This is a genomic window from Streptomyces sp. NBC_00885 (genome assembly GCF_045207475.1).
Lineage (GTDB): Bacteria > Actinomycetota > Actinomycetes > Streptomycetales > Streptomycetaceae > Streptomyces.
Map to the genome: position 1 here is coordinate 4,911,147 of NZ_CP108796.1, position 24,757 is coordinate 4,935,903.

The 24,757-nt window shown below is 68.9% G+C and carries 21 protein-coding genes and 2 pseudogenes; 13 read left to right on the forward strand and 10 right to left on the reverse strand.

What is annotated here, in order from left to right; genetic code table 11:
* Positions 1-404: 404 nt before the first annotated feature.
* Positions 405-812: an ATP-binding protein gene (locus OHA61_RS22380; protein WP_406304527.1), complete on the forward strand. Its 408-nt coding sequence runs from the start codon at positions 405-407 to the stop codon at positions 810-812.
* 1,011 nt (positions 813-1,823) lie between these two features.
* Here the strand turns inward: OHA61_RS22380 and OHA61_RS22385 are convergent.
* The 3 genes from OHA61_RS22385 to OHA61_RS22395 all read right to left on the reverse strand — a co-directional run bounded on the left by OHA61_RS22385 (position 1,824) and on the right by OHA61_RS22395 (position 5,466).
* Entirely contained in the window at positions 1,824-2,141 is a 318-nt protein-coding gene (locus OHA61_RS22385) for a transposase (protein ID WP_406304528.1), read from the reverse strand.
* Positions 2,142-2,206: 65 nt separating this feature from the next.
* Positions 2,207-2,332, reverse strand: coding sequence for a hypothetical protein (locus OHA61_RS22390; RefSeq protein ID WP_406304529.1), 126 nt, complete (start codon positions 2,330-2,332; stop codon positions 2,207-2,209).
* 215 nt (positions 2,333-2,547) lie between these two features.
* Positions 2,548-5,466, reverse strand: coding sequence for an ATP-binding protein (locus OHA61_RS22395; RefSeq protein ID WP_406304530.1), 2,919 nt, complete (start codon positions 5,464-5,466; stop codon positions 2,548-2,550).
* 1,260 nt (positions 5,467-6,726) lie between these two features.
* On the opposite strand from OHA61_RS22395, the gene OHA61_RS22400 reads away from it, so the two are divergent.
* A complete protein-coding gene (locus tag OHA61_RS22400; RefSeq protein ID WP_406304531.1) occupies positions 6,727-8,172 on the forward strand; it encodes an RICIN domain-containing protein in 1,446 nt (481 codons plus the stop codon).
* 98 nt (positions 8,173-8,270) lie between these two features.
* Here the strand turns inward: OHA61_RS22400 and OHA61_RS22405 are convergent, their stop codons facing one another.
* On the reverse strand, positions 8,271-8,633 hold the full coding sequence (locus OHA61_RS22405; RefSeq protein WP_406304532.1) for an aldehyde dehydrogenase family protein: 363 nt from the start codon (positions 8,631-8,633) through the stop codon (positions 8,271-8,273).
* On the opposite strand from OHA61_RS22405, the gene OHA61_RS22410 reads away from it, so the two are divergent.
* Positions 8,632-11,103, forward strand: a complete 2,472-nt coding sequence (locus OHA61_RS22410; RefSeq protein WP_406304533.1) for a discoidin domain-containing protein — start codon at positions 8,632-8,634, stop codon at positions 11,101-11,103. The two genes, OHA61_RS22405 and OHA61_RS22410, sit on opposite strands and share 2 nt — an antisense overlap.
* Positions 11,104-11,279: 176 nt before the next feature.
* Here the strand turns inward: OHA61_RS22410 and OHA61_RS22415 are convergent.
* Both OHA61_RS22415 and OHA61_RS22420 read right to left on the reverse strand, forming a co-directional pair.
* Positions 11,280-12,095, reverse strand: a pseudogene (locus tag OHA61_RS22415) (alkaline phosphatase family protein); the annotation flags it as partial.
* 719 nt (positions 12,096-12,814) lie between these two features.
* Positions 12,815-13,126 (reverse strand): hypothetical protein, encoded by a 312-nt coding sequence (locus OHA61_RS22420; protein ID WP_406304534.1) that lies wholly within the window; start codon positions 13,124-13,126, stop codon positions 12,815-12,817.
* A 40-nt stretch (positions 13,127-13,166) separates the two neighbouring features.
* On the opposite strand from OHA61_RS22420, the gene OHA61_RS22425 reads away from it, so the two are divergent.
* Positions 13,167-13,823: a response regulator transcription factor gene (locus OHA61_RS22425; protein ID WP_406304535.1), complete on the forward strand. Its 657-nt coding sequence runs from the start codon at positions 13,167-13,169 to the stop codon at positions 13,821-13,823.
* Between the two features lie 171 nt (positions 13,824-13,994).
* On the opposite strand, the pseudogene OHA61_RS22430 reads toward OHA61_RS22425, so the two are convergent.
* Positions 13,995-14,831: pseudogene (locus OHA61_RS22430) on the reverse strand (carbohydrate-binding protein); the annotation flags it as partial.
* On the opposite strand from OHA61_RS22430, the gene OHA61_RS22435 reads away from it, so the two are divergent.
* Positions 14,775-15,071 carry a hypothetical protein gene (locus OHA61_RS22435; protein ID WP_406304536.1) on the forward strand — a complete coding sequence of 99 codons (297 nt, stop codon included), beginning with the start codon at positions 14,775-14,777 and terminating at the stop codon, positions 15,069-15,071. The pseudogene OHA61_RS22430 and the gene OHA61_RS22435 sit on opposite strands and share 57 nt — an antisense overlap.
* A gap of 847 nt (positions 15,072-15,918) precedes the next feature.
* Here the strand turns inward: OHA61_RS22435 and OHA61_RS22440 are convergent.
* The gene (locus OHA61_RS22440; RefSeq protein ID WP_406304537.1) at positions 15,919-17,589 is read right to left on the reverse strand and encodes a sigma-70 family RNA polymerase sigma factor; all 1,671 of its coding nucleotides are present in this window, start codon (positions 17,587-17,589) and stop codon (positions 15,919-15,921) included.
* A 915-nt stretch (positions 17,590-18,504) separates the two neighbouring features.
* Complete coding sequence (locus tag OHA61_RS22445; RefSeq protein WP_406307423.1) at positions 18,505-18,987, reverse strand: ATP-binding protein; 483 nt, start codon at positions 18,985-18,987, stop codon at positions 18,505-18,507.
* Positions 18,988-19,166: 179 nt separating this feature from the next.
* On the opposite strand from OHA61_RS22445, the gene OHA61_RS22450 reads away from it, so the two are divergent.
* On the forward strand, positions 19,167-19,304 hold the full coding sequence (locus tag OHA61_RS22450) for a hypothetical protein (protein WP_406304538.1): 138 nt from the start codon (positions 19,167-19,169) through the stop codon (positions 19,302-19,304).
* Complete coding sequence (locus OHA61_RS22455) at positions 19,301-19,501, forward strand: helix-turn-helix domain-containing protein (protein ID WP_406304539.1); 201 nt, start codon at positions 19,301-19,303, stop codon at positions 19,499-19,501. The genes OHA61_RS22450 and OHA61_RS22455 overlap by 4 nt, the downstream gene beginning before the upstream one ends.
* A 30-nt stretch (positions 19,502-19,531) precedes the next feature.
* On the opposite strand, the gene OHA61_RS22460 is transcribed toward OHA61_RS22455, so the two are convergent.
* On the reverse strand, positions 19,532-19,993 hold the full coding sequence (locus tag OHA61_RS22460) for a hypothetical protein (RefSeq protein ID WP_406304540.1): 462 nt from the start codon (positions 19,991-19,993) through the stop codon (positions 19,532-19,534).
* Between the two features lie 765 nt (positions 19,994-20,758).
* On the opposite strand from OHA61_RS22460, the gene OHA61_RS22465 reads away from it, so the two are divergent.
* From OHA61_RS22465 to OHA61_RS22490, 6 genes are all read left to right on the forward strand, one after another.
* Positions 20,759-22,126: a rhodanese-like domain-containing protein gene (locus tag OHA61_RS22465; RefSeq protein ID WP_406304541.1), complete on the forward strand. Its 1,368-nt coding sequence runs from the start codon at positions 20,759-20,761 to the stop codon at positions 22,124-22,126.
* A gap of 44 nt (positions 22,127-22,170) precedes the next feature.
* Positions 22,171-22,530 (forward strand): rhodanese-like domain-containing protein, encoded by a 360-nt coding sequence (locus tag OHA61_RS22470; protein ID WP_406304542.1) that lies wholly within the window; start codon positions 22,171-22,173, stop codon positions 22,528-22,530.
* Positions 22,527-23,273, forward strand: coding sequence for a sulfite exporter TauE/SafE family protein (locus OHA61_RS22475; RefSeq protein ID WP_406304543.1), 747 nt, complete (start codon positions 22,527-22,529; stop codon positions 23,271-23,273). Before OHA61_RS22470 ends, OHA61_RS22475 begins: the two co-directional genes overlap by 4 nt.
* A 115-nt stretch (positions 23,274-23,388) precedes the next feature.
* The gene (locus OHA61_RS22480) at positions 23,389-23,961 is read left to right on the forward strand and encodes a rhodanese-like domain-containing protein (protein WP_406304544.1); all 573 of its coding nucleotides are present in this window, start codon (positions 23,389-23,391) and stop codon (positions 23,959-23,961) included.
* Between the two features lie 63 nt (positions 23,962-24,024).
* Positions 24,025-24,291: a metal-sensitive transcriptional regulator gene (locus tag OHA61_RS22485; protein ID WP_406304545.1), complete on the forward strand. Its 267-nt coding sequence runs from the start codon at positions 24,025-24,027 to the stop codon at positions 24,289-24,291.
* Between the two features lie 138 nt (positions 24,292-24,429).
* The gene (locus tag OHA61_RS22490) at positions 24,430-24,621 is read left to right on the forward strand and encodes a hypothetical protein (RefSeq protein WP_406304546.1); all 192 of its coding nucleotides are present in this window, start codon (positions 24,430-24,432) and stop codon (positions 24,619-24,621) included.
* Positions 24,622-24,757: the final 136 nt, after the last annotated feature.

Consider the following 24,757-nt stretch of genomic DNA (forward strand, 5'->3'; position numbering starts at 1 on the left):
CACTCGCCGGTGAATTCCGGATTATCGATCTGCCGGTGAAAAACCCGTTGGGTTCAGGCCTGAGATGGTCGCAGGTCCGATGTTTTGAGCTAAAGGCCTCCTCCAATCTCGAGGATGCAAGCGCCGCGCCACCTATCCGCGGAACCCGGGATTCTATGAGGAAAAATGGCAACCTCGCCCAGTTCCGTGTCATCGGGGCAGCCTCATTTTAGATCGGTGCATGCGCGATTGGAGAGATTCTCGTGAATGCAACAAAGACGATTGTGACTAGCCCTCTTCTGCTCGTCCGATTCGTTTGTGGGCCACGCCGCCGTCCTAAGGCCTACCGAGGGGTCCACTCGCTCCTGCCAGGCCGCATGGCGTACTTTCTGGTCCACCTCACGCATGTACTTCCGAGGCCGCACATGCGTGAGAGCAGTTCGCGAAGATTTGATCGCCGACCGGCTTCCGTTGCAGCGGCGCGAAGGTTCACGCGCGACGCCCTGGTGAAACTCCACATCGAAGAGTCGGAAACCACCGTCCTGCTGGTCAGTGAACTGGTTACCAATGCGGTCCGCTACGGCCTCGGTTCGATCCTGGTCACGCTTGCACTGCATGGCGAGTTGCTCCGATGCGAAGTCTCCGACGCGAATTCTGTTGCGCCGTGCCTCAAAGAGGCGGCCGTTGACGACGAATCGGGGCGAGGAATGCACATGGTTTATACGCTCTCCCACCGTTGTGGCGTCCGCCCGGCTCTCCGTGGGAAGACGGTGTGGTTCGAACTCGAGGCCGCTCACATGGTTGGAGAGTCCGACACCAACTTCAATCGCTGAGCTGAGACGCAGCCTTGTAGGTTCCCCGAACTCCGCGCCGTCGCGCCTCGGTATCCGGTCTGCCGGTCTCGTCCAACTGTCGGCAGGTCTCCCTTGAGTTCCAGGGGGACCCGGGACAGTAGCGGGTGGGCGTGGCGGGTTTGGCGTTGCTGCCAGAGGCGCCGGCCAGGACGGCGCCGATGATGTTGACGAGTCTCACGTGTGAGTCGGAGACGACGTGCTGGCACGGGCCGCGCCTGGGTGTCAGCGCCGGATCGCGTCCGTGCGCGCGGCCGAGAACCATCACGCGTGGAGGCGAACCTCGCCGAGTGGCATCGATCGGGAGCAGTCCGGACCAGTGCCGGTCGTGGCCTTACGTCCACCTGCGTACTCCCGATGCATGACGTAGATACCCCAACGGCAAGATGTCCGGTACCTATGGTTTCTTCCACTCTGTGGGGGCGCTTTCGCGTTGATCCACAGGGGCTGGCGGCGTTCTCTGGAGCACCAGGCCCAGCGGTAGGAGACCCCATGGAAAGGAAACGGACATACGTGTGCGCTCTCCGAAGTACGCTCATCGGTGCATACCGGATTGCCAACTGCCAGCTGCTGACCACCCTGATCGGTGAGGAGATCACCCTCGTCCTGGATGCTGCCGAGCAGGTCGTCCCGCGCCGCCCAACTCGTCGTCGAACGCGCCTTATCGTGCCGAGCATGCCTTCAGCCGGGTCGAAACGTAGAACCGGCTGGTCGCCCGCACACTCGAGGACCGGGAGGGGAAGCTCACCGCCCAGGCCGGAGCCCAGGCCGGCTCGTCAGCGTCCGCGAGGCTCGCCCTCCACTGCCCGGCCGCACCGAAATCGAGGCCCTCGCCGCCGACCTGCCCCGTCTCTGGGACGGGCCCTGGCCGCAGTTCCGTGAATCCGCAGGTCGGCGAGGGGAGAACGCGGGATCGATGTGGAGGCGGTATCCACCAGCAGTCCGGGCCGGTGCCCCAGACTGCTGCAAGCGGGCAAGACGTGTGGACTGTTCCTACCAACGCACCCTGGACGCACGGCCGTTGGGATCGGTGCGGCTCCGGGGACGCCGGTACTTCTGCGACCGGGGGAGAGCCTCGGCGCCGTACACCTCTGCTAGATGGGCCGAGATGTCGCCGTGCATGGGCCCCTTCGCCGATCGCGACAACACCATCTCGTTTGACGCCGCGATCTGCGGCTCGAAGGTTCCGGTGGTGTCGCGGGACACCTTCACGTCGACCGGCCGGACGTCGGTCGGCACGGTCTTCGCACGTGTGCCGTTGCGGCTGTTGACGTCGTTCTCCAGCCGGATCGTGCTTCTCGTGGCCGACATGGTCGGCGATCTCGCCCTGCAGGGCGCTCGTTTGGTCAGCTGCTGCAACTGCCCGCCCTCCCCGGTCAGCTGCAGGCCTCGTTTCGGGCCCCGTCGACGAGCATCGCGATCAACTGCTCGTCGGTCGCCCGTATTCGACGGTGCCCCGACAGAAGGCTGTACGGACTCGGGCTCACCGGCGGTTTGGTCATCCGACCTCTCCTTGATCATCAGATCCGCCGTTGATCAGACACTCCGGACGCGAGCGCGAGGACTGCGACAACCCGAAGCCTCGTACGTCGGTTGGCCTGCGGGTGTTGTGAGGCCGCTCGTGTGCGGCTGACTGCGACCGCATGGGCGGGGCAGTGCTCGTCCCCGGTCCGCCGGGGAACGTGTAGTCGTTGAACGGCGTGTTGCTCCGGCTGTGTTACGGGTTGTGCGTGCTGAGGGCTTGGTGGACGTCGTTGCGGTTGGTGATGTGGAGTTTTTTCAGGACGTGGGCGACGTGGTGTTCGACGGTGCGGGGGGAGAGGAACAGAGCTTGGGCGATGTCCTTGTTGGTGGCGCCGGTGGCCAGGAGGTCGGCGACTTGTTGTTCACGGGGGGAGAGGTGTTCGCCGTAGCCGCGGCGTCCGGGGGATGCGAGGTGGGTTTGGCCGAGGCTGCGGAGGGTGTGCTGGCAGTGGGCTGCGTCGGCGGTGGCGCCGAGGCGGGTGTAAGTGTCGGTGAGGGTGGTGAGTTCTTCGGCGGCCATGCCGGGGTTGGTGGGGATGAGGGTGCGGGCGGCGTGTTCGGCGGCTTGGGCGGCCGGGTAGGGGCGGCCGATGGCCTGGAAGGCGGCTTGGGCGTGGTGGAAGTGTTCGCGGGCCTTGTCGGGGTTGGTCGCGTGGGTGAGGTGTCCGTGGCAGAGGTGCAGGTGGGCTTGGGCGGCGGGTGCGTCGCGTCCTTGGATGCCGTGCTGGAGTTCGGTGGTCAGGTGTGCGGCGGTGTCGGTGCGGCCGGTGGCCAGGGCCGCCTGCACCGCCACAGGGACCACGGCAGCTGCGGCCCGACCCCAGATGCCGCTTGCGCGGAGGAATTCGATGGCGGGGCCGGTCGCGTCCCAGGCTGCATGAGTATTGCCCTGGGCCAGTTCCACCCGGCCGATACCCGCCGCCGCTCTACACAGGGTCGGGTCGTGGGGCGTGATGTCCCGTACGGCGGCGTACTTGTCCATGGCTTGGTGCCACTGCCCGCGGGCCTCAGCCAGTCCGGCCAGCACCAGCTCTCCCTGACTGCTCTCCGGGTGGTTGGGGTATTGCGCAGCCAGGGCCGCGTCGGCGGCCTCCAGGTTTCCCCAGGTGCCGGCATTCCAGGCGAGTACTTGCCGTGCGACTGCGCACCAGCTGTCAAGCCACCGCAGGCCGGCGCGGTGGGCGATGTTCTGGGCTTCGTCTAGCAGGTGGCCCACCTGTTCATCGTGGCCGATGTCAAGCGCAGCGTCGGCGACGTTGTACAGCGCCCGGGCAGTCTGCCGGAGAACCCCGGAGTCTTCGTCGTCGTGCGGGAGGCGTTCGACCATCTCCCAGGCTCCGGCGTCCCCCAGCTGGGCCAGCAAGGTGATCTTGTCAGTCTGGACATATGCTCGGGCCTCGGCATCAGCTCCTTCATCGGCGGTGCGCTCGGCGCGGTGTATCCAGGCCATGACCTCGGAGGCGGGGTGTCCCAAGTAGCACATGCGCATGGCGATGGCGCTCATGGCGCGGCAGGCTGTTCCCGGTCGTTGGTCGCCCATTTCGTCCACGGCCTGCTCCAGCTCGCGCAGGGCGGCGGGTGGATCGTCGTTAAAGTTGGCGAGCATGATGCCCACGCTGAAGCGGATCTCGCCGCGGGTGGGGGCGGGGAGCTGGGGGTCGGCCAGGATGCGCCGCAGCAGGTCGTGCGACGCGGTCGGGTCAGCGCTGTAGATGGCGGTTCGGCTCAGCGCCAGGGCGGCGCGGGTGCGCAGGTCGCCGGGGAGGTGGGGTTCGGCGAGCAGGCTGTGGATGAGGTGGGCGGCGGTGCCCTGGTCGCCCATAGCGAGGGCCTGGTCGGCGGCGGCTTCCACCTGGGTCAGCCATGTCTGCCGTGCACCCGTGGCGCGGGTGTGGTGGGCGATCTGCACCAGCGGGGGATTGTCCAGATCCCGCAGGGCGGTGATGGCCCGCTGGTGGAGGCGGTGGCGGCGGGGGCCGGGAATGGCCTCGTAGATGGCCTGCTGGGCCAGCGCGTGCCGGAAGCCGTAGCGCGCAGGCGCGGTCTCGCGCAGCACCGCGGCTCGCAGCGCCTCCACCAGGGCCTCCACCCCCTCCTCCTCGCTGCTGATGCCGGCTACCCGGGCGATTAGGGCATCCTCGGCCGGGACGGCCAGGACCGCAGCGGCCTCGGTGACCGCCAGCGCCCGCACCGACAGGCCCCCAATCCGTTCCTTGATCGCTTCCCGCAGACCGCGCGGGACACCCGCCCGGCCCAGCTCGGTCACCGGATCCGGCACCTGCCCGCCAGCGCCCGGCTCGGACAGACCAGCGCCGGGCCATTGCCTGCTGAAGGTGATCAGGTCCTCCTCCACGACCAGCGGCAGGCCCGCGCTGCGTTCGAACAACGCGCGGCCCACCGCATGGGTGGCGCGCGGTCCCAGGACGGCGCCGGCCAGCAGTTGGATATCGGCCTCGGTCAGCGGAGCCAGGCGGATGTCCGCACCACCGGTCCCGGGCGGCCGACGGTAGGCGGCACCCAGCACGGGGCCGTCCGCCGGCAGATCCTCACGCCGGAACGTCAGCACGAGACCCACGCCCGGCGGTAGGTCACGCGCCAGAAGCAGCAGGAGGTCACGGGTGGCCTCGTCCACCCAGTGCAGGTCCTCGATGACCACGGTGAGCGGTCCACAAGCCTCCAGGACCGCCCGTACCGCGCGCATCAGGTGGTAACGCACTGCTGCGGGCGGCTGTTCGACGGCAGGAGGCGGCGGCAGGCGGTCGGCCAGTTCCGGAAGAAGCGGCGCCACAGCGCCGGCCTCCGGCGGCATCTTGACGGCGGGCGGCATCCAGGGAACTGTCTGGCGCAGGGCGTCGATGACCGGTCCGTAGGGGAACGGCTCACGCAACGGGTGACAGAACCCGGTCACCACCCGGCTGCGGCGACCCCTTGGCCCTGTGGTTACTTCGCGCACAAGGCGGGTCTTACCAACACCCGCCTCCCCCTCGACCACCACCACAGCAGGAGGATCTTCCAGGGCCCCGGACAGCAGCCGTCCCTCCCGCTCACGCCCCACGAAGGCAAAGCGCCCGCCGCCCGCGGCGGGAGCATCGGAGTCGACATCTGCTGCCATGACACCACCGAGCCGCCCGCAAACAGCCACAAGGAACCGAGTCGCGCCCCGTGACCTGTCACCGCACCCAGGCTAATCCAGCCCCACAGAAGAGGACAAACGAGGCGGACCACGCCGCCCCCACGCACCACCCCCGCGCCTCGCCGCGTAAATGGATCGCCTCACGGTGGGGCACCCGGTCCTGATGCGCGCCCGCGCTGAGCTGACCGGGTCTTCAGTGCTGTGCCGGGGTGTCCGGCAGGAGGGTGACGGTGACGATGGCGCCGCCCTCGGGCGGGTCGTGCCATCTCAGGCGGGCCTCGATCACTGCGGCCTGCCTGGTGGCGATGGTCAGGCCAAGGCGGAGACCCCATTACCGCCGGTACGGAACCGCTGGGGGCGTGGGCGAGCAGCGGGCGGGAAGCCGGGGCCGTGGTCGCGGACCCGCAGTTCGGCCCGGCGACCTCCACCACCACCGGCTCCGCGCCGTGCCGCAGAGCGTTGGTGACGAGGTTGGTCAGGATCCGATCGAGGCAGCGCGGGTCCGTCTCCCGCACGATGTCGTGGATGACCTCAACGGTCACTGCCGCCTGCGGCCGGTCGGCCCGCACGCCCGCGACCACGTGCCGGCGTGTGTGCAAACCAGGGTGCCCCCGGCGTGGACGGCATGACCGTTGACGCGGTGTAGGCCTCGGGGGTGGATGCATTCCTCCAGGACCTATCGCAGAAACTGCGGACGTATACGTATCGTCCGTCGGCGCTGCGGCGGGTCCAGATTCCCAAACCGGGGCGGCCGGGGGAGTTCCGGCAGCTGAAGGAAGGGATGGTGCCCGACATACCCCGCCGACGCCTGGGCCTAGACCCAGACGGTCGGTTTCCAGCCCGGCCCGGAACCCCGGCGTACCCGCCGCGAACACTTGGGTACGCGGGCACGGCCTGGAAGGCGCGAGTTGCGGACACATCAAGGAAACAATTCTTGCCGGGACTGTTGACGTAAACATTGCACCGCCTTTACGGTCCCCCAACAGAGCCGCTCACAATCCGCCAATTCCGAACGCCGCTCGCGCGATACGCCGCTCTCCCTGCTTCGGCCCACGCGTGTCGGCGGATGACGCACAAACGGTCACAGAGCAGCCGGTCAGCTCCGCCGCACCGGACTAGCCCAGCAGTCAGTGAACGCCCTGCGCGATCCGGCTGCCTGCACCAGAACTCCTCACAGCAGGATCCCCGATGCCTCGACTCAGACGGCCTGCACAAAAACTCATCCCAACAGGATCCCCGATGCCTCGACGTGCCCTCACATTGCTTCTGGCCGCCCTGGTGGGCGCATTCGTGCTGCTGGTCGCCGGACTCCCCGCCCAGGCAGCCCCGGTCACCGTGACCAACGGAACGCAGTTCACGGACACCACCGGTGCCGTGGTCCACGCACACGGCGGCGGGGTGATCAAGGTCGGCTCCTACTACTACTGGTTCGGTGAGAACCGCGACGCCAACAACAACTTCAAGGCCGTCTCCGCCTACCGCTCGACAGATCTCAAGACCTGGGACTTCAGGCGCGATGTGCTGACCAAGGACTCCCACCCCGATCTGAACATCGCCAACATCGAGCGGCCCAAGGTCATCTACAACAGCACCACCAACAAGTTCGTCATGTGGATGCACAAGGAGCAAGGCAACGAGGACTACACCGAGGCCCGCTCCGCCGTCGCCGTCTCCGACACCGTCGATGGTGACTACGCCTGGCAGGGCAGCTTCCGGCCGACGAGCGGCACCACGTCCCGCGACCAGACGCTGTTCAAGGACGACGACGGCACCGCGTACCAGGTCACGGCCACCGAGGAAAATGTCGACCTGCGCATCTACAAGCTCAACGCCACCTACACCGGCTACGACAGCGAGGTCGCCAACCCCTGGCCGGGACAGAGCCGGGAGGCACCGGCGCTATTCAAGCGGGATGGCGTCTACTACATGCTGACCTCGGGCACCAACTACTGGCATTTCACCCAGCAGAAGTACGCCACCGCCAGCAGCATCGCCGGCCCCTGGACGCCCATGAAGGATGTCGGCAACCACAACGGCCACGAATCCCAGACCACCTTCGTCCTTCCGGTGCAGGGCTCCACGGGCACCTCGTACCTCTTCATGGGCGACCGCTGGGCCGGCGACTGGAACCGTCCGGTCAACGAGTCGCAATACGTCTGGCTGCCGTTGACCTTCCCGACCAGCACCACCATGAACCTGCCGTGGTACCCACAGATCTCCATCGATACAGAGGCCGGAACCGTCACCGGCGTGGGCGGCGGCCCGTACTACAACCTCGTAGCCCGGCACAGTGGCAAATGCGTCGACGTCTCCGACAACTCCTCCGCCGACGACGGGTGGGTCGCGCAGTACGGCTGCATCACCAATGCCCTCAACCAGCAGTGGCGGACGGAGGACGCGGGCGGCGGCTACTTCCGTGTCCTTGCCCAGCACAGCGGCAAGTGCCTGGATGTCGCAGACGAATCGCAGAGTGACGGCGCCTTCGTGAACCAGTACAGCTGCAGTTCCCGCGCCAACCAGCAGTGGAAGTTCGAGGACCAGGGCAACGGCTACTACCGTCTCGTCGCCCGGCACAGCGGCAAGTGTCTGGACGTCAGGTACGGATCCGCCGATAACGGTGCCCGCCTCATTCAGTACACCTGCGGCACCGGCGCCAATCAGCAGTTCGAGCGGCGCACAGCTTGACCGGCGAATGGCCCACCACTCCACCCGTCACCCCCCGGGTGCCTCGCGTTGCCCCCGCGCGAGGCACCCGGGGGGTGACCTCAGGGCAGCCACCCTGGCTACAGCATCACGTGCTTGACCTGCGTGTAGTCCAACAAGCCCGCCATGGACAGATCGCTGCCGTAGCCCGAATGCCTGACACCTCCGTGCGGCATCTCGGACACGGTGGTGCCGTGCGTGTTGACCCAGACGATGCCCGCACGGGCCGACTTGGCAAAACATGCGCAAAGCGGCGGGACGGTCGGGCCCGGACAGAGTCCCCTCTGGTGACCGGCCGACGGCCTTCCGCGCTCGTGACGACGCGCATGGGGCCCTGTCTTGCTTGCTCTTGGGGGAGATGTCATGGTGCGTGCGTCACGGTTGTTCCGGCTGTCCCGGTTGAGAAGCAGAGGTCTCATTCTCCTGGCCCTGACGGCAGTCATGACAGCGCTGCTGCCGCTGATCACTACTACCGCCGACGGTGCGACCCCCGCCGCGCGCCCGCACCCGCCCGCCACGGGGCAGGCGGCGCCGTATTCTGCGCCGCACCACGGGGCGGCCCCTGCGGCGGCGATGGAGCCTGCCGCTCCCGTACTGTCGCGTGCGGGCTGGACGGCCACGGCCAGTGATGAGGAGACCGCGGCCGAGGACGGCCGTGCCCAACTGGTCCTGGACGGGAGTGCCGACACTTTCTGGCACAGCAAGTGGTCGGGCACCTCTGTGCCGTTGCCGCACAGCATCACCATCGACATGCACCGCACAGCGGTCGTCTCGGGCCTCGTCTACCTGCCACGCCCCAGCAACAGTGCCAACGGCCGGATCGGCGAATTCGCCATTCACCTCAGCGCCGACGGCACCAGTTGGGGGGCGGCCGTGGCGAGCGGGACCCTGGCCGACGACGCGACCACCAAAACCCTGAGCTTCGCCGCCAGGGGCGCCCGCTTCGTCCGGCTGACCGCCACCACCGAGGCCGGCGGGCGCGGTCCGTGGTCCTCGGCCGGGGAGATCAACCTGCTCGGCGACCCCGGTTCGCCCGCTTCCGTCGTCGACCTGTCGCGTGCGGGCTGGACGGCCACCGCAAGTGACGAGGAGACCGCGGCCGAGGACAATCGTGCCCAACTGGTCCTGGACGGGAGTGCCGACACTTTCTGGCACAGCAAGTGGTCAGGTACCCCTGTGCCGTTGCCGCACAGCATCACCATCGACATGCACCGCACAGCGGATGTCTCGGGCCTCGCCTACCAGCCGCGCCCCAGCAACAGTGCCAACGGCCGGATCGGTGCCTACTCGGTCACGACCAGTACCGACGGCACAACCTTCGGCGCTCCCGTGGCCACCGGCACCTGGAAGGACGACGACTCCGTGAAGGGCGCCACGTTCACCCGTCCCGTCAGCGCCCGCTTCGTCCGCCTCACCGCCACCACCGAGGCAGGTGGGCGCGGTCCGTGGTCCTCGGCCGCCGAACTGCGCCTGAGTGGCCCGGCCGACCCTGCGGTCCACGGCGCGTGGGGACGGCTGACCGGCTTCCCCCTGGTGCCGGTGGCCACCGCCGTTCTGCCCAACAACAAGCTGCTGGCCTGGTCCGCCTACGCCATCGACCGCTTCGGCGGCAGCAACGGCTACACCCAGACCGCGATCATGGACCTGGCCACCGGCAGGATCACCCAGCGCCGCGTCGACAACACGGGCCACGACATGTTCTGTCCCGGCATCGCACTCCTCGCCGACGGCCGGGTACTGGTCACCGGAGGCAGCAACGCCGCGCGTGCCAGCATCTACAATCCCGCCACCGACGAGTGGATTTCGACAGCCGACATGAACATCGCACGCGGCTACCAGGCCATGACACTGCTTTCGAACGGTGACGCGTTCGTCCTCGGCGGCTCCTGGAGCGGCGGCACCGGCGGCAAGGACGGCGAGGTCTGGTCGGCCGCCACCGGGACCTGGCGCAGGCTGTCCGGCGTGCCGGCCACCGGCACGATGACCGCGGACCCGCAAGGCCCCTACCGGGCCGACAACCACCAATGGCTGCACGCAACCTCCAACGGACGGGTCCTGCACGTCGGTCCCAGCAAGCAGCTCAACTGGATATCCACCGCCGGAGACGGCAGCATCACCCCGGCAGGCACGCGCGCGGACAGCGCCGACGCGATGAACGGCAACGCCGTCGCCTACGACATCGGCAAACTGCTCACGCTGGGCGGCGCCACCGCCTACGAGAACGCACCAGCCACCAAGCGCGCATACACCGTCGACCTGAACGGCGGCGCACAACCCGTCAGCGCCCGCACCGGCGACATGGCCCACGCACGGGCCTTCAGCAACAGCGTCGTCTTGCCGGACGGAAAGGTCGCGGTCTTCGGTGGACAGTCCACCCCCGTGCCGTTCAGCGACGCCGGTTCCGTCATGACCCCCGAGATCTGGGATCCCGCGACCGGCACCTTTGCTCCGATGGCCTCGATGGCAGTACCGCGCAACTACCACAGCGTCGCCAACCTCCTCCCCGACGGGCGCATCTTCACCGGCGGCGGCGGTCTGTGCGGCGACTGCGCAACGAACCACCCCGACGGAGCGATCTTCACCCCGCCCTACCTCCTCAACCCCGACGGCACCGAAAGGACCCGGCCCCGGCTCACCGGCAACACTCCCGCCAAGGTGGCTCACGGGGCGAACCTGCCGGTGACCACCGACACGGCAATCGCTTCGTTCGCTCTGGTACGAAGCGGAGCGGCAACCCACTCGACCGACAACGACCAACGACGAATCCCTCTGACCTACCGAACGACAGGCACCAACAGCTACGCACTCGACATCCCCTCCGACCCCGGCATCGCACTGCCCGGCACCTACATGCTCTTCGCGCTCGACACACGAGGCGTCCCCAGCAGAGCCGCGCTCCTCACCATCGACTGACGCGTGACCGCATTCGCACTCTGATCAACCCGGCGGCCGAGCATTCGGCTTTTTCTCGCGCTGGACCAAGGCCGGGGTGCTCAAGACGATCCTCGACCAGCTCCGCCGCCGTCTCCGGCTGCGCAGCCACCGCTGCCCTTGGCCGGTCCGGGCCGACCGACATCGCAGGTCGGCTCTCAGCTGAGACCTGCCAGACTGAGCAGCAGACTCTTCACCTCTGTGGCCCGGACCGGACCCGAGACGGCTTGCGGCTCGGAGCAGAGGAGGAGCGGGCCGTCCTCAGGCCGGGCAGGCAGCCGGCCGTGGGTGCCGCGCACGGGCGAGGGGTCCAGCGGTACGACGGCCATGCGGTAGCGCATGCCGAGTTTCTTGCGGGCCAGTGCGGTGGCCGCCTTGACTTTGACATAGGGGTCGAGGGGGTCCATGAACAGCTCGACCGGGTCGTAGCCGGGTTTGCGGTGGATCTCGACGAGGCGCGCGAAGTCGGAGGCGCGGTCGTCGTCGAGCCAGTAGTAGTACGTGAACCAGGCGTCCGGCTCGGCGATCGCGACGAGTTCGCCGGAGCGCGGGTGGTCCAGGCCGTGGGCCTTCTTGCCGTCGTCGTCGAGGAGTTCGTCGATGCCGTCGAGGCCCGCGAGCTCGGCGCCGGTGGCGTCGAGGTCCTCCGGGCGGCGGACGTAGATGTGGGCGATCTGGTGGTCGGCGACCGCGAAGGCACGCGAGGCCATCGCGTCCAGGTACTCCATGCCGTCCTGGATGTGCACCTCCAGCAGCCCGGCCCGGCGCAGCGCCCGGTTGATGTCGACCGTGCGGGTGGCGCGGGTGATGCCGTACTCCGACAGCGCCACCACCGTACGGCCCTCCGCGCGCGCCTCCTCCAGGAGCGGGGCCAGTGCGGCGTCGAGGTCGGCGGCCGCGCGGTGGGAGCGTGGGTCGTCGGGGCCGTAGCGCTGGAGGTCGTAGTCCAGGTGGGGCAGGTAGCAGAGCGTCATGGCTGCAGAGTGTGGAGAACGCCGCGCGGGAAGCTGCCGAGGCCGGAAACCACCAGTTGGCCATCGCGTTGCTCGAGGACACGCTGGCGAACCCCGGTGTCCGGCAGTCGCACCGAGCTCGGCTGGCTCCGATGCTCGCCCGTAGTGCGTCCAGCGGGTTGCGTTCCGACCAGACGGTGGAGGTGCTGCGGCGGCTGGTCGACGATCCCGAGCTGCCCGCCGCTGTACGTGGCGAGATCCGGCTCGACCTCGGGATGATCATGCTCATGGTCAGGCAGAGCGCCGACGGGCGTGCCGAACTCCGCATAGCCGCTGAGGAGTTGCGCAGCCGCCCGGTGCTGGCGGCCCGGGCGATGTCATCCCTTGGGGTCCCCTACTGGCCCGGCGGATCACTGGCAGAGAATCTCGCCTGGCTGGCGCGGGCCGAGGCGGCAGTGGCCGGGAGCGGGGACCGGGTTGCCCAGGCGGGAATCGCGGTGACCCGGATGTCCGTGGTGGTCTGCGTGGGTGATCCGGACGGGTGGCGGCGTCTGGAGCAACTTCCCCGGGAAGGTGAGGATCTCCGGATTCTCGACGTCTCGGCGAGTGGCCTGGCCAACGCCGCGAATTCGGCGGTCTGGCTGGGCGAGTACGCGCGAGCCCGCGAGCTGCAGGCCGAGGCCATGAGACTGGCCGCCCGGAGCGGTGCGTCGTGGGCAGAGCAGTTCACACGGGGTACCTCACTGATCCTGGACGTGATGACCGGCCGCTGGGCGGGACTGGCGTCGCGGGCCCGCGCTCTGGTGGCGGAAATGGCCGAGATGCCGGCCGTCGCGGGCGACACACGGCTGGCGCTGGGTCTGCTCGCCCTGGCAACGGGCGAGTGGGGCCAGGCAGACACCTGGCTCTCCGGCCCCGGCCTGGTCGGAGAGGACAGCGCCGTACCGCTGGCCGCGGCGGCCGCGGGAGGCCGCATCAGGTTCGCTCTCGCTCGCCAGGACCTTGCGCGCCGCCCGGGAGGCGGCCGAGGCCTGGGCCAGGCTGAGGGCCAAGGCCGTATGGGTATGGGCGGCCGAGCTGGGTCCATGGGCCGTGGAGGCAACCGCCCGGGCCGGGGAACTGGACACGGCCCGGGAGATGGTGGACGAGTTCGCGGCGGGAATGGAGGGCAGACAGGCACCCGCCGGCAGGGCTGCACTGGGGTGGAGCAGGGCGCTGCTGGCCGAAGCGGACGGCGCGTTCCCGGAGGCAGTCGAGTACTTCCGGCGTGCCCGTACCTGCTACCAGGCGCTCCCTCGGCCCTACGAGGCCGCTCTGGCCGCGGAGGCCGCCGGGCGGTGCGCGCAGGCGGGCAGCCCGGCGACCACTGCGGGGATCTCGGAACTGACGGCTTCGGCAGAGGAGTTGGAAGCCCTCGGCGCGACATGGGATGCGGCTCGGGTGCGGGCGGAACTGCGAGCCCATCCCGGTGCCGAGCGGCGCCCGCCGGGCCGTCCCCGATACGGTGAGCGGCTGTCGCCGCGCGAGCAGGAGGTGGCAGAGCTCGCCGGTGCCGGCCTGAGCAACCGCGAGATCGCGGCCACCCTGCACCTGTCCCCGCGGACTGTGGAGCACCATGTCGCCCGCGCCCTCAAGAAGCTGGGTGTCTATCGGCACGATCTGGCGCTGACAGATCGCAACGGCAAGCGGGTCTCGATGTCGCCTGTCAGCCGCGCCACCAGATCGCCGATCCCACGCTTTCCGAAATAGCCCGGAGGAAGCTTCTGCAGGTGCTGAAAACTGGCGAGGGCCCCTTCGAGCTCGTCGAGTGTCCTCTGGACGGTGAAGGGGGAGCAGCGCCTCAGACATCGACGGTGCGGCACCGAACGCGAAGAGTTCGATGCACCGATCGGTGGTCGTCGGGCAGTGCGCGGTGACGTAGAGGCGGTGCACGCCGACGACGGGGGTGATGGGCACCGAGATGTCGTTCACGGAACCGTCGGCACTTGGAGTGATCTGTGCCAGCGGTGGCCGGGCAGGGGAATCGAGCCTGAGCTGTATCCGGGCACCGCCGCCCGACGGCCCCGCGAGCCTCGCTGCGGCGAGGGTGTCTCGGACGGTGGAGAAATCGACCCGGTCGTAATGCAGGACAGAAGAGCTTCCGAGGGCACGGGCACCGGGGTCGGAGCTGGCGCTTGTCCCCTGCTGCGTTGTGTACCCATTGGCCTGGACGGGGAATCGGGCCGAGAGCGCAGGAGGAGGTGTTGCTTGCTGTGACGGCGGGTCGTTCGGGGCAGGTGAAGGTCCGGGGGCAGGCGGCGGTTGTCTGTGCGCTCCGAGCTGTGGGTCACAAGCGGTCAGCAGCAGCACGCCCGCGCCAACGCCGACCAGGAAGCCCGCCACCGCGAAAGCGGCCCGGGAGCGGCGAGGAAACGGCGGGGACGCTGCCCTGCTTCTTCCCCTGCTCCCCCTGCTCCTCCGGGTGGCCGCCGTGGCCCGGCGTACACGCGAGGGCTGGGCGGGGGCATCGGCCCGGCCTCGCTCCAGCAGCCTTGCCAGGAACGGCGGATCGCCCAGTGGTATGGGGATGGCGGCCTTCGCACGCAGGTATCGCTGTCCCGTCCACCATCCCAACAGCCGTACCGGCAGTTGTGCTTCGAGCTGCGCGTCGAGGCGGGACAGGTCTTTGTAGAGCGCCGCACAGGCCGGACAGGCGCGGAGATGGCCCCATCCTTCAGCCGGGTCCGCCTCAGGCCGCCGGGTCAGCCGCTCGATCACATCCCTGCAGTCCGCACGCTCCAGCCGCTCGAGGTACAGGTCCGCACGGGCCTGGCGCAGCGCGGTCATGGCCTGGTCGCACGCAGCGGGAACCGCATGGTGATCCAGGCCCGTGATGCGTGCCGTGAACGCGGGATCGTCCCGTTCCACCACCGAGTGCCACAGCAGGCACTGGGTGGTGGCCGGGAGGCGCTCGTACGCGAGAGCCAGCTGGCCGTCTTCGCCCCAGGGCCACCGTGATCCTGCCGCGACCCAGGTCTGGAAGTCCGGCGCCAGTGTGTCGCGCTCCCGGTGCCAGCGATGGATCGCGGCGGTGCGGACCTTTCCCAGTAACTGGGGACGCAGGCACCCCGGATGACGACGCTCGATGAGCGATTCGCCGGACACCATCTGTTGGAGCAGGTGCGCAAAGACATCTGATGTCACCTCCTGCGCATGCAGCGGACCTCGCACGCATTGGGAGGCGTATGCCTGCACCGCGGCGTAGTGGCGGCGGTAGAGATGCCGGCAGAATTCGATCCGGCCTTTGCGCAACGCAATCATCACAGCAGCGTCGGAGAGAGGCTGCTGTGACGGTCGCGAGCCCAAGAGCAATTGCATTGAGGAGCCTTCCACTCAAGTCCGGTGGTGCCATCGGTGAACTCCGACACGGCGCCACCCTCCCTGCCGGCAGAGTCGCCGTGCCTCAGCCGGCAGGAAATTGTGGTGACACTCGCATTGGTTGAATTCGGTAGCGCGGACGCGGGGATCCGGCTGCGGCACCGGCCGTGATGTACGCCGTGCGGCCGCCGACGGCGGACCTCATGACCGCATGAGCCCCACGTGCTGAACCCGCTTCGGGAACCGGCATTGCGGTGACCGACGCGGCGCCGGTCTGGTCACAACGGGCTGTGGTCTCCGCGCCCACCGAACGCAGGGCGCATCGCGCTTCGGGCCACCGAGTCCCCCTCGTTATGCGTGTTTGGCTGGTCACAAGAAAGGAGGGTGTTCGACTGCGTCCATCCCGCTGCTTTGCCGAGGCTTTGCCTAGTGGGGTCCATGTGCCGTTGCGCGACAGGCTCGTACGGGGTCCAGCCGACCGGCCCTGTCACCTGCCCTCGGCGAAATAGCGGAGCCGTGGGGCGCCGTAGTAGTTTTTGATGAGCACGACGGGGGCGTTCGTCTCGGGCGGCGGGTCGCCGGCTTCCGGCCAGTGCAGCATGCCGAGTTGCATCTGGTTCCACGGCTTGCCGTCCGTTTGTTCGGCGCGCACCAGGTAGCTGCCGTCTTTCTCGCCCCACCACGGGTCGAAGCGGAACAGTTGTCCTTCGCCCTCGGTGCGGCAGGGGCACATTCCGACGTCGATGGCGTCGGTGGTTCCGGAGTGGTAGGTCGCTGCTCCGTAGTCGATGCACTCGCCGGTGGCGGCGTTGCGCAGGCGGCTGTAGTCCTTGCTGTTTTTGGACGACACGGTCTGCCAGACCTGGTCCTTGCTGCCGTCGCAGGTGTTCTGGACGATTGTTGTGCCGGCGGGCTCGACGCATTGCGTGGTGATTCCCCGGTTGCGGAGGGTGCCCGACCATGTGACGGTCCCGAGGCCGGCCCCGGTGGGAGACGGCTTGGCCGGCTTCCCCGATGCCGTATCCGATGCGTGGACGACCGGCTCGGCCTGGTCGGAGAGGGTCTGCTGGGAGGGGGTGGACGTGACCGTGACGGGCGGCGGATGCTCGATCTCCGTCACGGCCGGCGCCGCCTGCGAGGGCGAGGACTCGGTGCCATCGTCACCGAACGGCATGGGCAGGACGAGGAGGGCGACCGCGAGGGCGGTGACGACGCCACCGGCGAACGCGCCCGAGCGCAGTGGGGAGCCTTTGGCCGGCGGCCACCACCCCATACCACCGTTCGGGGAGAGGCCGCCGCCCAGTGTGCCGGGTGCCAAGGCCGCACCAGCGGCACTCGCGCCGGCTTCGGCCATCCGGGCCGCCACATACGCCGAACTGCCCCACAACAGCACGCCGGTCGGCAGCGCCGAGCCCAGCCGCTCGTTGAGGTCGGTGAGTTCCATCAGCGCGTGACGGCAGTGCTGGCACTGCGCGAGGTGCCGGTCGAGGTCCTTGTTCGGGCGACGGCCGCAGCGGCGCACCGCTGCTGCGAGCAGGGAGGTGTAGCGGCGGCACTCCTCGCTCACCAAGGCGCTTTCGACATGCGCGGCCAGGTAGGCCTCGCGCAGCCCTTCCCGGGCCCGGGACGCCAGCGAGCCGATACCGCTTGCGCCCATGCCGAGCAGGGTGCCGACTGTGGAGGCGGGTTCCTCCTCGACGGCGGTGTGCCACAGGACGGCCTGCCAGCGCCCGGGCAGCGAGCGAAACGCGCGGACGACGAGGCTGTTGTCCTCCAGGCACAGTATCCGCTCCTCGCTGCTTACCGCCTCGGGACTGTCGGGCAGGTTGCCGAGCCACTGCTCGAAGTCGGCCGACAGCTCGGTGCGCCGTGCCGTGCCCGCCCATTCCGCGGCGACGCGGCGGACAACGGTGAGCAGATACGGGCGCCAGGCGGCCTCCGGACCGCCCCCGGACCGCACCGCTTGCAGCGTGCGGGCGAAGGCTTCCGAGACCAGGTCCTCGGCCGTGTGCGGATCACGGCAACACATACGCGCATAGGACAGAACCGCCGAACGGTGCCGCCGGTACAGCTCCTCCACCGGAGCTTCGGATACTAACTCTCTGATTGCTGCCGTGAGTTCGGCGTCGGACAGGGAGTCAACACTATCAACGGACATGCGTAGGCAAGGCCTTTCGATGAGTCGGAAACGACGCTAATTAGCTTCGGCGGGTAGCGGCGGCGGCAAAGACGTGCTGCAGCGGTCGGTAGCCGAGGACTAATTGCATAGGAGTTCTTCACTCATCTCCGGTGGCAGGTGACAGCCGTGGGAGGCAATGGAATTCGCTCAGCTGGTAATCAGTGCGTCACTCCGACGTGTTGACGGAGGTGCACTTGGGCGCGCCCGATGCGAGTGCCCGGCCGTCGACGAGACAGCAGAGCTGTACGGCGCCGTAGCAGTGATGCCGCTGTGATGGTCGATGCACTCACCGCCGGCGCCGTTGTAGCGGTGCGTCGGACGACGGTGAGCAGATACGGGCGCCGGGCGACCGTGGGACCGCAGCCGGATCGGGCGTCTCGCACCGCGCGGGCGAATGCCTCCGAGGTTGGATCCTCGGTGCTCCGTGGATCACGGCGGCAGGTGTACGCGTACGAGAGGACCGGCTCACGACGCCTCCGGTACAACTCCTCCACTGCGGCGTCGGATCCAGGGTTCCTCAGTGCGGCGGCGACGAGTTCGACGTCAGTGGGCGGTTCGTCCTGGTGGTCGACCATGGAGCAGCTAAGCCTTCCGCATTCCATGAAAACAGGAGTCGGTGACGGGGCGACGTACGAACGGGTACGGAAGCCGCACGGGGTGTGGTGCACGGGGGGCCTGAGACACGCTGGTGCGTGATGCGTCCACCGGGCCGAGCAGGCCGGAGGTGTATGCGTATACGGTTTTGCCGTCCGCATCTGGGGCGAAGCGGATCGTCCGGCGACAGGGAAGCGGCGCCGCGAGCGGGACCTGAACCTCGGCGATCGGCGGTCCGGGGGCCCGTGCGCTCTCATCTCACCGCGGACGGTCAGGGATCGGCTATAGGTGGATGCCGGATCACCCATACCCAAGAAATTGCCCGAAGCGTGCCGAACCGCTGTGCTCGCGGACCTCAACACGGCTCGCGTCCGGCTCAATGACGGGGATACCGGCCGTCACTCGGGTGCCGGCCGCGGTGGCGAGGACGGTGCACCAGTTGGTGTATGCCCGGACCAGTTCGAGTCCTCGCCCGAAGGAGGCGCGGTCCTCCAGCGTGGGGGCCCCGGCGTCACGCTCCAGCCACCGTCCTCTGTCGGTGACTTCGACGGTCAGGGCGACACCGTCCAAGGTGATCAGTAGCGCGACGTCCGGGCTGCCACTGTGGAGCACGACATTCGTGACCAGCTCGCTGACGACCAGCGCCAGCATGTCGTACGGGTCCTTCCCAATCGCCCACCGCCGGGCTGTATGGACCGCGAAGCGGCGTAAGTCCGGCACGGTGGCGCGCGTTGCCCGGGTGATGCAGAACGCCCGACATCGTGCCCGCCCAGGCGGCTTCACAAGGATCGGTCGAGGGCGGATGGTGACCGCTCGGCGAGTGTGGTCAGTGCTCAAATCGGACTCCGTGGAAGTGCCCGCTGAAACAGGGCATCGAGGATCGGATCGCTCCAACCGTGACTGCGGCCGACCCGGCAGGACAAGCAGGAGTGCCGAATTACGGATACGCAAGGTTCCGGGCGTTGACTGCGCTGCAGGTTGTGGCCGCGGCGCTCGACGAGGCCGCGAGTGACGGCGAGTTGAAGCTTCAGACCTGGTTCCTCTTCTCCTGCCGGGTGCAGGCCGAGAGTGCGGTGCGGATCCACAGCGAGCTTTTGTGACCCCGCCCCGCATCACGCTGGCCCGAAAACGCCGGGGCCTGACGCTCGCGGAGCTATCTGAGCTCGCGGGGGTCTCGCTCCAGAGCCTGTCCAACTACGAGACCGGTCGTACGGCACCCCGCCGTACCACTGTGGGGGCTGCCCTGCTGAGTGCGATCGGCACGCTGAGCGCGCTGAGCGATCCGACAGGACGCTAACAACCCTGCGTCGATCCCTGCGGCTGAGCCTCATAGCAGCTCGATAGGGCCGTCCGGCAGCCAACCTTCAACGTAGCCGGCGGTTAGCAGAACGACTCCCTCAGGGAAGACGTCCCGGCGTCGCCGACGGAGCTGAGTCACCGTCCATAGGGCATGGCTACTGGTCATGCTCTGTGCGGCTGCCGACTGCTCATCGCTGATGCGCACGATGAATGCACGGGAGGCGGTTGGCCGGTCGTACTCCCAAGATTCCTCCCGCCGTGACTGGTGAAGTCCGTAGAGGGCGGAGAACTGCGGACTCCGCAGACCGAATCGCTGTTGCAGGAAGCGTGCGGCCTGCCCGATGTAGTCGGCCCCCGCATCCAGTCGTACCTGAGGCACTGTCAACCCCCGGCAGCACGCCTCACACAGGAGCAGCCGCTGCTGCTCATCAAGGAGTAGCAAGAACGCCCGCCGGTCGAACCGGGGCCGGGGTACGTAGACGTCGTGCATGACCCCACCGTCTGGCATTGCTATTTAAATAGCAAGTCGACTGGCGGGTGAGTACAGGGGGCTGAGCTGACAGGGTGAAGCGCGCCCCTTGGGGCTCGTCATTCAGAGGCGTGGAGCGCTGGCCAGTGCGTGCGTCCGAGCTGGTCGCGTTTTGAAATCCAGGGGAGGCCGTTTTCACTCCCGGAGAGCCGAATCTCCGACCTGGGCGTCGAGGGTTTTCGACAGATCCCACGGAGGCGGGGGCTTGATGGAAACCGTGGAGGAAACCCCAGTGGGGTTCGCCATCCCGGCAAGTCAAACGCCCTGGTCAGCTCGCGTCCCTGCGCGGTGGGTGGGATGTCCGAGTGGACATTTTCTCCCGCACGTGCCGAGTAGCCGACCGACCGCGGACAGCCTAGCGGATCGTGCTCCGCGGATGCGCCCCCATAAGCCACAGCGGTGCCATGGAGGTTGCAGTAGGCCGCTGACCTGCGACGGGGCTGTTAGGGCGTGCGGCGGGCCGGTCCCACTGGCCGATTGCTCGGCCCCCTCGGGTGTCCGTTCTGTCCCAGCGGTTCGGCGTGCGGGCGCCAGCGCCCCCGCAATGGATCGGCGACGACGGTGTGCTCGCCGTCGGAGCGGACCACGACGTTGCAGGGGGCGGGCGGCGGGTAGCCGCCCTGTGTGAGCGGGTTCTCTTCGCCGTCAAAAATACCCCCGGGGGTACCCGTGATAGGCTCGAAAATATACCCCCGGGGGTAAATGTCAGCCGAAGGGAGCAACCGCGTGTTCTTCATCGACACCATCGAGACCGAGGGCCTCGGAAACCGCAGCTACCTGGCGGGCGGCGCGCACACTGCGGTGGTGGTGGACCCGCCCCGCGACGTCGAACGGGTTCTGGAGGCGGCCGCCGCGCGGGGGGTGCGGATATCTCACGTGGTGGAGACCCATATCCACAACGACTACGTCACTGGCGGCCTGGAGCTGGCCCGCATTACCGGCGCCGCCTACCTCGTGCCCGCCGCCGCCCGGGTCGGCTTCGCCCGCACACCGGTCGCCGACGGTGACACGGTGAGCGTGGACGGGGGGATCACCCTGCGGGCGATGGCCACGCCCGGACACACCCCGCACCACACCTCCTACGTCCTGCAAGAGCAGGGGACGGTGGCCGCGGTGTTCACCGGCGGGTCGCTGCTGATCGGCTCGGTCGGCCGCCCCGACCTGGTCGAGCCGCGGCTGACCGACCAGCTGGCCCGCGCCCAGCATGCCTCCGCCCGCCGGCTCGCCGCCGAGCTCCCCGACGAGACGACGGTGCTGCCCACCCACGGGTTCGGGAGTTTCTGCTCCTCCTCCCAGTCCGAGGGCGACGCCACCACCATCGGCAAGGAGAAGGTCGGCAACGACGCCCTGGTCAAGGACGTCGACACCTTCGTCGCCGCCCTGCTGGACGGCCTGGAAGACGTGCCCGCCTACTACGCCCACATGGGCCCGGCCAACGCCGAAGGCCCCGCGCCCGTGGACCTGACCGCACCCCCGCTGACCGACGCCGCCGACATCGCCGAACGCCTGGCCGCCGGGGAGTGGGTGGTGGACCTGCGCAACCGGATCGCGTTCGCCGAAGGCCACGTCGCGGGATCTTTCAACTTCGAGGCGGAGGGGAAGATCGCCACCTACCTCGCCTGGATGATCCCCTGGGGCAAGCCCGTCACCCTCCTCGCCCAGTCACCCGCCCAGCTCGCCGCCGCCCAGCGCGAACTGGTCCGCGTCGGCATCGACCGGCCGGCCGCGGCCGCCACCGGCACCGTCCGCGACTGGATACCCGACGGCCACACCCCGCGCTCCTTCCCCCGCGCCACCTTCGCCGACCTCGCCGCCCAGGACCCCAGCCCTGACGTGGTCCTCGACGTGCGCCGGGACTCCGAACGCGCCACGGGCTGGATCGAAGGCTCCGTACACATCCCGATCCACCATCTCCCCCGCCGCCTGGCCGACGTACCGGCCGGGACGGTGTGGGTGCACTGCGCGGGCGGGATGCGCGCGGGTATCGCCGCTTCCCTGCTGGACGCCGCAGGCCGCGACGTCGTCGCAGTCGACGATTCCTTCGACGCGGCGGCCGACGCCGGCCTGCCCCTCACGCCTGGCACCAGCAGCTGAACCGCTGCCTGCCCCCTGCCACCAGAGAATTGGAAGGAAGACGGATGTTCCTCTTCCGTCGCGGCACCGCCCGCGTCACCCCCGACCAGGCCCGCCGGAGCACAACCGACGGCGACGCCGTCCTCCTCGACGTGCGCGAGCAGGTCGAGTGGAACGCCGGCCATGCCCCCGGCGCCGTCCACGCTCCGCTCTCCAGGCTGGTCACCGGCGCCGCCCTGCCGTCTGTGGCCGACGGCCGGCCGCTGGTGGTGATCTGCCGTTCCGGGCACCGCTCCCAGCAGGCCGCCAAACTCCTGGCCGGGCGCGGGGCCGAGGCCGTCGACGTCAAGGGCGGTATGACCGCCTGGGCGGCGGCCGGACTGTCGGTCGTCGATGAACGCGGAAGCAGCGGCCGGATAGCGTGAGTGTCCTCCTCCTCGCCCTCATCGCCGGGGCCGTCATCGGCCTGGCCCTCGGGGCGCTCGGCGGCGGCGGCAGCGTCCTGGCCGTTCCCGCCCTGATCTACCTCCTCGGCTTCACCCCGGCCGCCGCCACCACCGCCTCGCTGATCATCGTCACCGCCACCTCTGCGACCGCCCTCTACGCCCACGCCACCTCCGGCAACGTCCGCTGGAAGACCGGCGCGCTGTTCGCGGCCGCCGGGATGGTGCCCGCGATCACCGCGGCCACCCTCGCCGCCCGCCTGCCCGAGGCGGTGCTGACCGCCGCGTTCGCCGCGATCGCGGCCCTCGCCGCCCTCAGGATGCTCAAGTCGCCCCATCCCGAGCAGCAGCCCAGGCCCGTCAGACCGGCGCGGGCTGCCGGTGCGGGCGCGGGACTCGGCGCGGTCACCGGCTTCCTCGGCGTCGGCGGCGGCTTCCTAGCCGTCCCCGCCCTCGTAGGCGTCCTCGGACTGCGTATGCGCGCCGCGGTCGGCACCAGCCTCCTGGTTATCACCGTCAACTCCCTCGCCGCGCTCGCCGCCCGCGCCGGCACCAGCACGCCCCTGGACTGGGCGGTCATCGCCCCCTTCGCCGGCGCCGCGATCCTCGGAGCCTGGGACGGTAAACGCCTCGCCTCCAAAGTCTCCGGCCCCGCCCTCCAGCGGATCTTCGCGATCGTGCTCCTGGCCGTCGCCGCCCTCATGCTCACCGACGCCCTCCACTGACCTTCCCGCCCGTGACCCGCAACGGCGCTCCGCCGCCACCCTCCCGCCAATACCCCCCGGGGTAACTTGGTGTCCATAACCGGGCACGCCGACAACAAGGACGGAACACCCCCTCATGACCACCCCCCGCGCCCTCGACACCGACCAGGCCCGCACCCGCCTGCACGAACTGATCGTCCTGGACGTCCGCACCCCCGGCGAGTACGCCACCGGCCACCTCCCCGGCGCCCTCAACATCCCCCTCGACCACCTCGACCGGGCCCTCCCCGACATCCGCCACGCAGCCCAGCGCGGCGACATCCTCGTCGTCTGCGCCTCCGGCGCCCGCTCCGAGAACGCCTGCAAAACCCTTGCCGACAACGGCATCACCACCGCCACCCTCACCGGCGGCACCGGAGCCTGGGCAGCGGACGGCAATGCCCTCCACCACCCCGACGGCGCCCGGCGGACCGCGTGGAGCATGGAACGCCAGGTCCGCCTCACCGCCGGCGCCGTCGTCCTGGCCGGCCTCGCCCTCGGCCGCCTGCGCCCCGCCTTCCGCCTCGCCTCAGCGGGCACCGCCGGCGGCCTGGTCTTCTCCGCCCTCACCAACACCTGCGGTATGGCCGCCCTCCTCGCCAAACTTCCCCACAACCGCCCCCACCAGGGCGACCTCGCCGCCACCCTCGCCGCCCTCCGCAACCACTGACCCCACCCGCCGGGATACCCCCTGGGGTACCATGGGGTGAGAACACAAGGCCAGGAGGCACCGGTGAAATTCGACGACGACTCAGTCAACGCAGTCCTCAACCGCCTGCGCCGCGCCCAAGGCCAACTCGCCGGCGTCATCGCCATGATCGAAGCCGGCCGCGACTGCAAAGATGTCGTCACCCAGCTCGCCGCCGTATCCAAAGCCCTGGACCGCGCCGGCTTCAAAATCGTCGCCAGCGGCATGCGCCAGTGCATGACCAATGCCGACGAGAACCAGGCCCCCATGACCGAGGAAGAACTCGAAAAACTCTTCCTCGCCCTCGCCTGACGCACCACCCCGAACGACCCGGCCGCCACCGCGAGCCGGGCCGTCCGCGTACCTGCACTGGCTATGGCACTGCGGCGCATCCCCCGTGAGCCCTCCCCGATGCGAGACCTACCAGCCAGACTCGATACCGTGCGCACGGTGACCAGGAAAACGAAGACGCACGCAGAAGACAGTGATGACCGTGGATTGTCGGCGTGGGCGTTCACCGCACTCATGCTGGGCGCCTTCGCCGTCGTAGCGGCGTGCGCACTGCTGGGTGGCTGGGCCGGGCTGACCGGCATCGTGGTCACGGCGGTCGTCCTCATCGGCTTCGCCGCCACCCGCATGTAGAGCGCACAAGCGCCAACTGGAACCGAGGTTCCGGCAAGTCGCCGCTCGCAAAAGTCCTCTCGGAACCGACATGTTGCGCGACGGGGTTCTGTGAGACTCCAGCCATGGATTTGACGCCCGATCAGGTTGCACTGGC